This is a genomic window from Streptomyces triculaminicus, from assembly GCF_017349075.1.
GTDB classification, from domain to species: domain Bacteria; phylum Actinomycetota; class Actinomycetes; order Streptomycetales; family Streptomycetaceae; genus Streptomyces; species Streptomyces triculaminicus.
The window spans coordinates 520,155-532,083 of record NZ_JAFMOF010000002.1 but is presented as its reverse complement, the minus strand read 5'-3'; the positions used below and the strand labels follow the sequence as shown (position 1 = coordinate 532,083).

General features: G+C 69.3%; 10 protein-coding genes and 1 pseudogene. 3 read left to right on the top strand and 8 right to left on the bottom strand.

Features of this window, described 5'->3' with window-relative positions:
* Positions 1-42: 42 nt before the first annotated feature.
* The 4 genes from J1792_RS12460 to J1792_RS12445 form a co-directional block, all read right to left on the bottom strand.
* The gene (locus J1792_RS12460; RefSeq protein WP_242645888.1) at positions 43-831 is read right to left on the bottom strand and encodes a hypothetical protein; all 789 of its coding nucleotides are present in this window, start codon (positions 829-831) and stop codon (positions 43-45) included.
* Positions 828-3,707 carry an ATP-binding protein gene (locus tag J1792_RS12455; protein WP_307842968.1) on the bottom strand — a complete coding sequence of 960 codons (2,880 nt, stop codon included), beginning with the start codon at positions 3,705-3,707 and terminating at the stop codon, positions 828-830. Before J1792_RS12455 ends, J1792_RS12460 begins: the two co-directional genes overlap by 4 nt.
* A 389-nt stretch (positions 3,708-4,096) precedes the next feature.
* Positions 4,097-4,546, bottom strand: a complete 450-nt coding sequence (locus J1792_RS12450) for a transposase (RefSeq protein ID WP_207247226.1) — start codon at positions 4,544-4,546, stop codon at positions 4,097-4,099.
* Positions 4,547-5,125: 579 nt separating this feature from the next.
* The gene (locus J1792_RS12445; RefSeq protein WP_207247225.1) at positions 5,126-5,992 is read right to left on the bottom strand and encodes a LysR family transcriptional regulator; all 867 of its coding nucleotides are present in this window, start codon (positions 5,990-5,992) and stop codon (positions 5,126-5,128) included.
* A gap of 88 nt (positions 5,993-6,080) precedes the next feature.
* Between J1792_RS12445 and J1792_RS12440 the strand changes: the two genes are divergently transcribed.
* Positions 6,081-6,449, top strand: a complete 369-nt coding sequence (locus J1792_RS12440) for a carboxymuconolactone decarboxylase family protein (protein WP_086573471.1) — start codon at positions 6,081-6,083, stop codon at positions 6,447-6,449.
* A gap of 38 nt (positions 6,450-6,487) precedes the next feature.
* Here the strand turns inward: J1792_RS12440 and J1792_RS12435 are convergent.
* Together J1792_RS12435 and J1792_RS12430 are read right to left on the bottom strand one after the other, a co-directional pair.
* Positions 6,488-7,104: pseudogene (locus J1792_RS12435) on the bottom strand (pyridoxamine 5'-phosphate oxidase family protein).
* Between the two features lie 111 nt (positions 7,105-7,215).
* Complete coding sequence (locus J1792_RS12430) at positions 7,216-8,469, bottom strand: globin domain-containing protein (RefSeq protein WP_242645887.1); 1,254 nt, start codon at positions 8,467-8,469, stop codon at positions 7,216-7,218.
* Between the two features lie 552 nt (positions 8,470-9,021).
* Here J1792_RS12430 and J1792_RS12425 point away from each other — a divergent pair.
* Both J1792_RS12425 and J1792_RS12420 read left to right on the top strand, forming a co-directional pair.
* On the top strand, positions 9,022-9,756 hold the full coding sequence (locus J1792_RS12425) for a hypothetical protein (RefSeq protein ID WP_179199038.1): 735 nt from the start codon (positions 9,022-9,024) through the stop codon (positions 9,754-9,756).
* Positions 9,757-9,775: 19 nt separating this feature from the next.
* Positions 9,776-10,534, top strand: a complete 759-nt coding sequence (locus J1792_RS12420; RefSeq protein WP_086573466.1) for a class F sortase — start codon at positions 9,776-9,778, stop codon at positions 10,532-10,534.
* A 37-nt stretch (positions 10,535-10,571) separates the two neighbouring features.
* Here the strand turns inward: J1792_RS12420 and J1792_RS12415 are convergent, their stop codons facing one another.
* Both J1792_RS12415 and J1792_RS12410 read right to left on the bottom strand, forming a co-directional pair.
* Positions 10,572-11,210: a DUF4291 domain-containing protein gene (locus J1792_RS12415; protein ID WP_242705083.1), complete on the bottom strand. Its 639-nt coding sequence runs from the start codon at positions 11,208-11,210 to the stop codon at positions 10,572-10,574.
* On the bottom strand, positions 11,207-11,908 hold the full coding sequence (locus J1792_RS12410) for a nucleotidyltransferase domain-containing protein (RefSeq protein WP_086573464.1): 702 nt from the start codon (positions 11,906-11,908) through the stop codon (positions 11,207-11,209). The genes J1792_RS12415 and J1792_RS12410 overlap by 4 nt, the downstream gene beginning before the upstream one ends.
* Positions 11,909-11,929 lie beyond the last annotated feature (21 nt).

Sequence of the window (11,929 nt, the reverse complement as noted above, 5' to 3'; positions counted from 1 at the left end):
CGCCGGTGTGGTCTTCGTACTCTCCTGTACCGTGGCCGCCGGTCAGGTCGTCGCGATGCCCACCCGTGTCAATGGCGGGGGTTCGGCTTGCTCCCCGGCCTTTCTGGACGTGTCCGCAGAATCCCCCTGTCCCTCAAGAGCCTCGCCAGGTGCTTCCTGCTCGCCAGCGGTGGGGGTCTTCTCTGGCCGCGGATCTTCAGCAGAGTCGTCCCTGCCTCGTACATCTGCGAAGCCATCATCCGGCCCCGGATGTTCTGCGGGTTCCTCACGAGGGGTCGTATCCCTCGCCTCTTCCTGCGCGGCCGGCTCCTCATCACCCGCAGTCTCCGGCGGAGAGGCCCCTTCACCGGCAACCGCGGTTTCAACAGACGGCTTGCCAGGGCTGCCCTGTTCATCCAGGTCTCCCCCGATGGCGGATCCATCGTCTGCAGGGGCGGACAGCAGGTCCTCTGATGTCAGCGGACGGTCCCACACATCACCGTCGCGAGCGTCATCATCAGCGTCACCTAAGGCATCCATATCCCCTGCCGCCACGTGCCCCGCTTCATCATGGTCTGGATACTCGCTGTCGATCGGCTCCGCCGACGCATCGTCGCCGTCGGCCTCCCCCTTCGGCTTCTCCGTCTCTCCGTCTTCATTGACCGGCATTTCCGGGCCGTGCGACGCGCTGTCGCTGTCTCTGTCGCCTTCGACGTCACCACGGAAGGAGTCCGTGGCATCAATATCCTCCATTGCGGTGTGGTCGGGTCCGTCGTCGCCCTGGGAGGAGCCGTTGTCGGGTGCCCTCGGGATCTCCTGCTCAACCGGCCTTGCGGGGCCGTCCGCGCTCATGTCCTCCCCCCGCCTGTTGTGGCTACCGCCCGTACAAACGACTTCAGTGGCCACCAGGGCGCTTGGAGGAAGGAAGCTGCCTTCTTCAGCCGCTCTTGGGACTCTCTCGCGTTGTGCAGGGCATCACACGCTTGGCTCCAGGCCATGGATACGCCGCGCACCGTGGTCTCTGAGGGGCGCCAGGTGTCAGGGTGTGCCTTCCAGGCTTCCAGTTGTTCTGCGACTGTGCGGCCCGGCAACTGCAGCCCGCGGGCGGCCCATGCGGTCGTGTCAGGGTGGGGGGCTTCGCTCGACGTGTCGGCCGCCTTGAGTGCTCGGTATACGTCTGCCCAGCGCCAGGTGCCTGCCTGCCACTCGACTTCACCGCGTGAGCAGGCGCTGCCTCCGGCCAGGACACGCATCGCTGAGGCTGTCAGGTGCTCCAGGAGATTCTCCGGTGGATAGAAGTCCGATAGCCCTGCCGACCGGTCGTCGACGGCTGCGTTGATGCGCGCAGCAATGGCGCACTCAAGGATCCGTTCGTTCGCTCGGTTCCGCAGTTCTTCGAACCAGGATGCGTGGGGCCGCGGAGAGGGCAAGCCGCAAATATGCGCGATCGTCAGCAGTTCGATCCAGAGGGTGAGGGCTGGGTCCTCTGCCAGATCTTTGCCCAGGCTGATCTCGCGGAGTGTATGGGGTCGGAGCCGCTCCAGATGTCCCGGTGCGGAGTGCGGGTTCGTCAGGGTGGGAACGGATCGGGTGGCTTGTGTTGTGCTCTCGCGGGCCAGTCCCAGCGGTACAGCGATACGCAGGGGGCGGTCCATACCGTCCGCGAAGGCGGCCGCGCGGCCTGGGGGGAGGGCGACGATGTGCCGGGACTGCTGGGGGGTGAGGTTCATCGTTGCGCCGACGGCCTCGCGGTCGTCGGCTGCCGGGAGGCGGTGGACGATTTTCAGTGCGGTGTTTTTGACGACGTCTGGCAGGATCTTCGACGGGATCTGCTCGGCGACCACGATGCCTTCGCCGTAGGCGCGGATCTCGGCGAGCAGCGAGGCGAAGAGTTCCACTGCGTGGGCGGCCGGGCTGCCCGGCGAGACATTCTTGAGCAGCCGGTGCGCCTCCTCGATCACTGTGACATGACGCAGCCCGCCGCCTCCGGTGGTGTCGGTGCGGTGGACTCGCAGGTGTTCGTAGATGCGGATCAGTACGGCTCCGATGAAGAACGCTTTGTCCTGGTCGTTGCCGATGTCTTCGATCTCCAGCACTACGTTTCGGTCCAGGAGGCTGCTCATGTCGATGGGGTGGTGGGCTTCGAAGAACCATCCGGGGGTGCCCATCCTGAGCGATCCGAGTCGTACGTCGATGAAGCCGCGTACGTTGTCGGCGACCTCCTTGCCGTATCCGATGTTGTCCACGACCTCCAAGGCGGCTTTCTGCACGTCCGCCAGACCGGGATAGCGCGGTGCCCTTGGCACGCCTCGGCGGGTGCCCAACGCCAGGTTCCAGCCCATCTCCTGATAACACCTGGTCAGTGCCTGGCTGAGGACCTGGGGAAACGGGTCCGTGGCCTCGAAAGCGGCCAGGAAGAGGGCTCGGACGAGGTCGAGGTGGGTCTGCAGCGGGAACCCGGGCTCCGGTTCGAGCGGATTCAGGCCCACGGGGACACCATCGGGGGCGCCGGGGCGGATCACTGTGACTTCTGCGCGGTCGGCCAGTCGGCCTGCCATGTTCGCGTATTCGACCTTGGCCGGCTCGATGACCAGCCAAGGGACCTCGATGTCGTGCAGGGACTCCAACAGGTGCCGTACGGTCTGTGATTTTCCGGAGCCGGTAGCGCCTGTGACGAAGGCATGCCGGTTGAGGGTGTCCGTGGTGATTCCCAGGGCACTGATCGGCTGGTCGGCTTCGTCAAGAACCGAGCCGAGCACAATGTCTCCGGTTGATTCGGGGGTGACATCGAAGTCGGCGCGCTCGACGTGACGGACGCCGGGGAGTTCCTTGCGCGGTGGACGAGCCAGCGCGGCCAGCAGCTCGGTGCTCGCAGGGAAGGGGGAGGCTGGTTCGCTGGCCGGGGTTGTTGCTGCGTGCCATGCCTGTGCCAGATCTCCGACCGGCGGTCCGGGTATGAGGGTGTAGGGGTGCTCGTCCAGGTCGGCGGAGCTGCACAGGAGTGCGGCCGCTCGGCGGGTGGTGGGCGCGTCGGGTGAGCCGACCAGGACGTGGATGTTCCACATCCCGCTGGGGCGGGCCCTGGACAGCTCCCGGTACCGGGCCTGGGCGCGTTCGAGGGCGACACGGTCCAGTTCGGAGTTCTCCCGCTGCCTGAGCCCCGGGATTCTCCCGGTCAGGGCCACGCGCTCCCTCTCCAGCGCCTCATCGCTGAGCGGTTCCGCGAGCACCATCCAGGCGAACGGGTCACGCATGTGGCCGACGTGGTCATCGAAGCCGCCGCGCATGACTTTCGGCCGGTCCGCCGCCGGCGTCCACAAAGGATCGGCCTGTCCCCGGCAGCGGGCCCAGGATGTGAAGCTGGCCAAGTCGGGGACATGGGCGGGCACGGCCACCGCACCTGGCGGGTAGAGCAGGGGGTAGCCGCGAGTGCCGGTAGCTTGGCCGTGGTCTCTTGCGAACGGTACGAAGGGACGTCCTCCCACCAGGACATCGAGCTGCTGGCTGCCGGGGGCCCGATGCCACACCACTGCCAGTGCCGCCCCTGGACGATCGTTGAACTCGGCCCGTGCGGCGGTGAGTGCGGCGAACAACTCCGCCGGCGTACGGTCCGGCCCTTGGTCTTCGGGAGCCTGCCGGGGGATGTCCAGCAGCCGGTGAAACCGGAAGCCCTCTAAGATCATCGATGCCTTGCTGGAAGAGGCGCCGGGCTCACCGCAGTCTGTCACAGCGATCGCCTCCCTACTCGGGTAGCCGTGGGGCGTCGGCCACGTGCGGTAGGAGGGTGATGGCAGGGTTGCAGTCGCCGAACACGACGCGGCGGCTTTGCGGACTCGTCTCGATCAAAATGAGTCCGGTGGGCGGCAGCGATTGGATTTGTGTCGGCTCGACCGTGAATTCATAGACCCGGGATACTGTCTCGCCGCGCGTCACAGAATTACCAATCGAACTGTTGACGGAATTTTGCCAACTAGTCGACCATCCCCCCGTCTCGCTATCACCTCCGCCGTAGCTGTGGGATCGCCCCGTGGAGTGTGATTCGCCGTCGTTCTGGGTGACGTCGTTGACGTTGGCGGCGTGGTGATCACTTTGAACGGGGTGTCGTTGCCGTCACAGATCACGTGGTGCTTGCTGCCGGTCTTGCGGCGGTCGACCGGCGAGGGGCCCGTCGCCTCGCCCTCATTTTCGCGCGCAGATGGGAGGCATCCACGCACACACGCGTCCAGTCCAGCTCTCCGGCCGCGTTCAGCTCGGCCAGCAGCAGGCGGTGCAGTGTGTCGAAGACGCCGGCCTCGTGCCGGCGTCCGAGCCGGCGCCAGCAGGTCTGGCCGGAGCCGAAGCCCAGCTCCAACGGAAGCTGCTGCCAGGTGATGTTGCAGTGCAGCACGTAGAGGATGCCCTGCAGACACCGCCGGTCATCCACCGGGCGCGGACCCGGCGAACGCTTCGGCCGCGGCGGCAGGACCGGCTCAATCAGCGCCCACAAGTCGTCGTCCACGATCCACGGCCTGGTACTCACACCCTCACGAACGGCCGAATCGTCGTACGAGTCACGCTCGACCAGCAACGCTGACCAAGATCCTGCTACGAGCTCGTGGGGGGTCCGGCATTGCCGAGCGTCGACGGCCACAACCCAGGGACAACCGGGACGATTCACGAAGACTGGTGTCCCGCTGTGGCTGGGCCTCCTGGTGTTGGTTGTGCTGGTGTACTCCTTCGTCCGCTAGCGGCCGGGGGGCCAGGGAGAGGGCGCATGCACGGCGGCCCGCAAGCTGCGGCCGGGGTGGGAACGGCCGTCGCAGCGGAAGACAGCACCCGTTCAGGGTAGGGGCTGCGGACGCAGATCGAGCCGGGAGTCCGGCTCAATCGGTGAGGGCCTTCGGAGTTCGCGATCCCGGCCCCATGTGGACCACCGGCCGACAGTGAGACTCTGCTCGATCACGTGGGCGGGGCTTCGGGCAGGAGGTGTCGGCCCGCGTTGTGTGTCAGGAAGGCGTCGAGGTCCGTCGGATCGACCAGAGTGTTCCGTATTCCTCGGTCACCTGCGTATCCCACCGCAAGTTGTCGCCACAGCGGTCACTGTCACGGCTCAGGAGAACGGTGCCGAATCCCCGCACAAGCCCGCCGCGCAATCGGGTGAGTTCCTTCAGGTCCCGGGCCGCGACCGGACCGCCGCGCAGAAGGCTTCGACGTAGTGGGCTACGAGGGGGTTGCGGTCGGAGCGGCGCCAGGCGAGGACGAGGTCGACCGGGGGGAGGTCGCTGACGGGGACGTAGGTGATGCCCTCGATCCGGTGGCCGCGTACTACCTGTTCGGGGACCAGTGCCACGGCCTTGCGCCACAGGACGGCGTGCAGGCACTCGTCCAGCGAGCGGACCACCGGGCCCTCCGACGATGCGTCGGGCTGCCAGTGCGCGCGGAAGAGGGGGTCGGTGTCGTCGGCCAGGCGGATGGAGAGGTGGCCGCGCAGGTCGGCGCGGGAGAGGGTGGGGGCGGCGGCCAGGGGGCCGGCGGACGGTACGGCGACGTAGCACCGGTCCTGTCGGACGGTGCGTGTGGCCAGGCCGGTCCGGGTGAAGGGGGTGAAGGTGATCGCCGCGTCCACGTTCTGGGCCGCCAGGCCGACGGTCGGGTCGCTCAGGTCGCCCTGTATCAGGCTGACTTCCACGTCTTCATGCTGTTGTGCGAAGGTGCGGGCCATGGTGGCCGACAGCGCCGCCTCGCCGGGGCCGACGACGCCCACGCGCAGCACTCGCCGGCCGGCTGCCCGGCGCACCAGGTCGCGGGCGCGCTCGACGCCCTCGAGCAGCCGGCGCGCCTCCGTCAGCAGCACCTCGCCCGGCGGGGTGAGCGTCATGCCGTGCGGAGTACGGACGAACAGTGCGCAGCCGAGGTCCGCCTCGAGTTCGCGGATGCGCTGGCTGAGGGGCGGCTGGGACATGAGCAGCCGACGGGCGGCCCTGCCCACGTTGCCCTCCTCCGCTACCGCGACGAAGTACTGAAGCCTGCGCATGTCCACGCCCAAGACGATATCGAACGCGTTGGCAGGGCGACCGAAACGGTCTTGGACCGGGTCGCGGGCCTCCTGATTCCATCGCTTCATGAGCTACCAACAACCCTCTGACCTGCACCGTATTCCCGCTGTCCGGGAGCTGGCGAAGACCGAGGCGAACGCCTTCCTGAACTTCCACGCGGCCGTCTTCCGCGAGGGCGGGGCGGTGCCGCTCAAGTACCGCGAGCTGATCGCGCTGGCTGTCGCCACGTCGACCCGCTGCGCCTACTGCATCGACACCCACACCCGTGGCGCCGCCGAGGCCGGTGCGACCCGCCAGGAGATGACGGAGGTCGCCTTCGTCGCCTCGGCGGTCAGCGCGGGAGGTGCCATGGCCCACTCGCTGCTGGCGCACCGGCTGCACGAGGAGAACCAGGGCGCCGCGGAACCCACCGGGGAAGGACGCGCCGGGCACTGATGAGGACGGCGCCGCGCCGCCCCCCCCCCTGTTCACGTTCACGGAAGGCTCGGCCAGTGTTCCGTACGGGGCTTGGTGAAGTAGTCCGAGTCCTGGGGGCGGCCCGCTTCGCGGCCGGCGGGGCGGGGGCCGGTTCCAGGTGGGGTATGTGCTTGGAGCAGTGGATGTAGGCCTCCTCGACGGCGATACGGACCCACACCTCCGGACTGCGCCCGGGTGCGACGTCGGTGGGGAGGCCGGGGTGGAGGCGGCGCAGGTCGCTGTCGCGGTAGACATGGGCCACGCCGTTGACGTGCAGGCCCACGTGATGGTGGGTGAAGTCCACGAAGAGCATGCCGAGGTGCGGGTTCTCGACCATGTTGCCGGCGCTCGCCATCACGCCGTTGCCGCGGAATTCGGGGTAGGCGAGCGTCTGGTCGTCGATGACGTGGACGAATCCCGGCGGCCCGGCCCGAAAGCTGGCGTCGCACTCGCCACGAGAGTCGGCGGTGGCCAGGAAGACCATGGCCTGGCGGCCGATGAACTCCCGCATTTCGGGCGTGAGGTGGCGACGCACCTGCTGGTCGTAGAACCGGGCGGCGCGGTCGGCGGTGCCGAGTTGCTGCTGCAGATGGTGTTCGCCCGCTGATCCGAAAGGCGGCGAAGGCAAGGTCACGGAGGGGGCTCCTGGCAGGGCGGACAGGGGATGCGAATCGCTGGACGGCTCAGGGATACGGCTCGGAGGGACGGCCACGGGGCGGCTCGCGGGTGTGGTTCGCAAGGCGGCTCAGGGCGTCGACAGGACGGGCGTCTCGAACGGGTCGTGATGGATGCGGCCGGGCGGGGTGCCCTGGAGGGCGAGCGTCTCTCTGGCCGTGGCGATCATGTGGACGGGGCCGCTGAGAAAGACGTCGTGCTCGTACCACGGCCCGTACTCCGCCAGTACCTCCGGCAGGGATCCACGGATTCCGGGGATGTACTCGTGGGAGACCGCGGCCCTGATGGTCAGCCAGTGGTGCCTCTGGGCCATCCTGAGCATCTCGTCGACCCCGTACAGCTCGGCCCCGGTCCGGGCGCCGATGAAGAGTTCCACCTGATGGCGCCCCCCGCGGCGGGCGACCTCTTCGATGAGTGCGCGGATCGGGGCGAGGCCGGTGCCGCCGGCCACGAAGAGCAGGTCGCTGTGGTCGGCGGCGTCCAGGACCATGTCGCCCATCGGGGGCCCCAGCCGGATCACGTCGCCCACGGCCGCCCGGTGCACCAGCGCTTCGCTGACCGAGCCGCCGGGCACGGCGCGCACGTGAAAGGTGAGGGTGCCGTCCTCGCGCGGCGCGTTGGCGACGGAGTAGTAGCGCCACCGCTTCGGCCACCAGGGGGTTTCGACGCTCACGTACTGGCCGGCGGCGTACGCGTACGGGGTGTGGGGACTCACGGTGATCTCGACGATGCCGTTACCGCGCGGGACGCGGTGCACGACCGTGGCGGGCCACACGGCGGGCCGTACCGCCTCGTCCTCCTCGGCCGCGCTGATCATGACCTGGGCGACCGTGCCGTACGCCTTCGTCCAGGCGGCGGCGATCTCCCGGGTCCACGCGGGGCCGGCGTACCGGGCCAGCGAGGCGAGCAGGCACTCGCCCACGGCCGGGAAGTGCGCGGGGAGGGTGCCGAACTTGCGGTGGTCACGGCCCAGGTGTCCGCAGAAGCGGACGAGGTTCTCGGGGTCGTCGACCAGGTCCACGATGCGCAACAGCGAGCGCAGCAGGCGGTCGCGCTGGGCGTCCATCCCGTGCGGGAACATCGGACGGACTTCGGGGTAGCGGGCGAAGAGGATCGCGTAGAAGTAGACCGTCAGTTCCCCCGCGAGCGGCTCGACCACCGCCAGGGACGCCCTGATGAGGCCTATCTCGTGGTCCGACAGGGGCGGTTCGACGACCTCCGGCTCTCCGGCCGCCCGTACGGCCTGGGCGGCCTGGACGGGTACCGGTTCCTCTGGAGGCAGGTGCGCGGGTGTGCTGCTGGCACGACCGATCCGGAATCTCAAGGGGACAGCGCTCCCCCGTCCGCCGAGCGCCATGACTCCTGCCGGGCGTACCGCCACGTGTTCTCGCCCACGGCACCTCGCCCTCGAGGCGCACCGAAGGCGGAACCTTCACCGGATCTCCACGAAGAAGGAGCGGCATGGGGGTCGAGTGGGGCCAACATGAGTCCTCATCGGAGTACAGAGGCGACGAAGCGGACTGAGTGCTTCCGGATGCCCCACGATCCTCGGGGAGGATCACGAGTGCGCGGAAGCGACGCATCCACTAGAACTCGGGGCCAGATCTTGTCGCCTTGCCCAGGCCCGATCCGGGCGTTATCGCAATTTGGGGCATTTATCGAGTCGCCGCCGCCACCCCGCCGACCGCCTGCCCCCGCCCTGGCGCCTCGTCGGCGCGGCCGTGCGGGTGAAGGGTCGACTGGCACTCCATACCCCCTCTGAGCTGCGGATTCGCTGAAGCCGAAGCGAATTGGCTACCGAATGGAGCAATACGGCTACTCTGCGGATGCCCCTGTGGAGGCGGCGGGTGAACCTCGGACCAAGGAGGTACAACCCGTGAAAACAATCCGTACCGCTGTCTGCGGCACCCTGACGGCGTTCGCCGTCTGCGCGGCCCCCGCCGCCTACGCTCTCAACGACCCGGCCGCCAAGGCCGCGCACGTCGATCTCTCCACCGTCAAGGCCGGCGTACCCGCCGGGCAGCACGGCGACGACGACGACTGCGACGACGACCACGGCCGGCATCACGGCCGTGACCACCACAAGGGCCACGACGGCCGGGACGACGACGACTGCGACGACGACCACGGCCGCGACGACCACGGTCGCAAGCACCACGAGGGCCGGGACGACGACGACTGCGACGACGACCACGGCAGGGACCGCGACCACGGCAAGGACAACGACCACGGACGTGACCACGAGGGCCGGGACGACGATCACGGTCGCGACCACGACCACGGGCGTGACGACCACGGTCGGGACCACGACCACGGCAAGGAGCACGGCCGGGACCACGGAGGCGACCACGAGCACGGACGTGGCGACCACGGCAAGGAGCACGGAGGCGGCCACGAGCACGGCCGGGACCAGGGAGGCGACCACGAGGGCGGCCACCACGAGCACGGCCGGCCCCACCACCACGCGCACGCGGGTGGTGGCGCGACCGCGTCCCTGGCCGCGTCGGAGTCTCCCGACACCTCCGCCATGGTCCTCGCGGGCGCGACCCTGGGTGTCGCCACCGGTGGGCTGATCTGGTACCGCCGTCGCGCCAACGCGGCCAAGCAGTAACAGGGAGCGAATCGGAGTGATGTCAGACAAGCGCACAGGCGGCGGGAGCCGCCTGCTGACAGGGGTGGCCTGGGCGGCGATGATGCTGGCCCTGTGGCTGGTGGGCAACGACACCGTCGAGGAGCCGATAGCCAAGGCTCCGAAGACCGGTGACGTCGTCGCCGCCGAAGACCGCCCCCCCGCGCTCGGCCTGCCCCCGGTACACGTACCCGTGCCGGGGGCCGGCCCCCAAGCACTGATCATCAAAGCCCTGGGCCTACGGGCCCCGATCGAGGCCCATGGGCTCGATCAGCTGGGCGGGGTCGAGGCGCCACCCTATGAACGGCCGAACGCGGTGGCCTGGTACCAGGACGGTCCCCAGCCCGGTAGCCCGGGCGCGGCCGTCCTTGTCGGGCATGTGGACACCAAGCGCTCACCGGCGGTCTTCTACGAGCTCAGCAACATCAAGCGCGGCACGGCGATCACCGTCGTACGCTCCGACGGCAGCACCGCCAACTTCACCGTCGACGACGTCTCCCTCGTCGCCAACGACAAGTTCGACGTCGACAAGGTCTACGGGCCGGCGGACACCAAGCGCGCCGAGCTCCGCCTGATCACGTGCGGCGGCGACTACGACCGCGCGCAGCGCGAGTACAAGGCCAACGTGGTGGTCTCCGCCTACCTGACGGGGACCGGGCACGCCGTCCCCGGCCCGGTCGCACCGGGCGGTGGCTCCGGCAGCGGAACGGGCAGCGGCAGCGGCACCGCGGTGGCGGCGGGAGAACCACGGCAGTCCTGATCCGACGTCACCCGGCCGGTCGGGGCCGCCCGGCCGGTCAGGCCCGCAGGTGGCCGAGGAGGGCGTCGTCCGCCGGGTAGGGGCGCTCGTGGGGCAGCAGGCGGGCGGCGTCGTCCAGCGCGCCCTCGCGCACGTGGCGGCGGATCTCGGCCGCGAGCGGCGTCACGTCGGTGATCGAGACGGTCCACTCGTCCGCGTAGCGGCGGGCCGCCTCGCCCGCGAGGCCCAGTTGCAGGGAGCGGTACGGCAGGGCCTGAAGGTGGAGGTCGCGCTCCGGATCCCACTGGACGCGGGTGGGCGCCTGCCTGAGCCGGCGCTTCCACTCCGCCGCGTCCGGGTGCAGGGCGCGCTCATAGTGGGACAGGCAGGCGTTGCGGAGGGCCCATTCGAAGCCCTCCCGGCTGATCTCGACGGCCAGGACCGTCTCCTGGCCCTCCTTGGCGGCCCAGCCGCAGCGGTACATCATCCACAGGAACGACGGCTTGATCCATGTCATGCGGTCGCGCTTCCAGCTGCCGGGGAAGCGTCCGTCGCGGGCCGCGGGCAGCCCGATGGCCGGGGCGTACGCCTGGTAGACGGTGACCGTGGAGTCCGTGTACGACGCGCGGATCTGATGCTTCCGAGTCTCGCGATGCGTGTCGTGCTGGTCGTGTATGTGGTGCTCCGGTGATGTCACTCGCCCAGCCCCGTACGCAGCGCCCGGCGCCGTACGGCGATCAGCCACTCCTCCACCCTCGCGGCGTCCGGCCGCTCGGGCAGCGGGCTGTGCTCCAGCGCCCGGTCCAGGCGTGCGGCGAGCCGTTCCTGCCAGGCCTGGGCCTCCTCCCAGGGCACCTCCCCCCGGCGCACCGCGAGGAGGCGGTCCCGGTCGTCCCCGACGTCCGTCCGCAGGGTGCCGGTCTCGAGGAGGACGGAGCCGCTGATCAGCAGGCGGAGCATATGGACGACGTTCTTCCAGCGGGGCTCGCCGCCGCGTTCCCGGGCGGAGCGGGCCTTGGCGAACTGCGTCTGGGCGTAGCGGCCGAAGGTCTGGTGGACGCTCCGGGAGAGGAAGGCCGGGGCGAGCTCGAGGAGTTCCGTACCGAGCGGTGTGCGGTGCTCGACGAGCGGGCTGTGCAGGACCTCGAGCAGGTTGGGGTTGGCGGACAGGGCGAGCTCGCAGAAGCGTTCGACCTCCCAGGCGAACTGCTCCGGGAGGGGGCCCTCGAGGTGGGTGGGCGGCTTGGACAGCCGCCAGAAGTCCTCGGTGGGGGCCACGTACACGCCGCGCCGGTCGGTGTCGGATCCGGCGGTCGCCAGCCCGAAGGCACGCGACCCCACGACCACGGTGAGGATGGAGTGTTGTTCGACCAGGTGGTCCCACTGCTGTGCCATGCGGGTCATTCTCGGCCCGGT

Coding starts and splice junctions, on each gene's coding strand:
- J1792_RS12440 (WP_086573471.1), top strand. CDS start 6,081: ATGAGCTACCAACAACCCTCTGACCTGCACCGTATTCCCGCTGTCCGG.
- J1792_RS12410 (WP_086573464.1), bottom strand. CDS start 11,908: ATGGCACAGCAGTGGGACCACCTGGTCGAACAACACTCCATCCTCACC.
- J1792_RS12445 (WP_207247225.1), bottom strand. CDS start 5,992: ATGCGCAGGCTTCAGTACTTCGTCGCGGTAGCGGAGGAGGGCAACGTG.
- J1792_RS12420 (WP_086573466.1), top strand. CDS start 9,776: ATGTCAGACAAGCGCACAGGCGGCGGGAGCCGCCTGCTGACAGGGGTG.
- J1792_RS12460 (WP_242645888.1), bottom strand. CDS start 831: ATGAGCGCGGACGGCCCCGCAAGGCCGGTTGAGCAGGAGATCCCGAGG.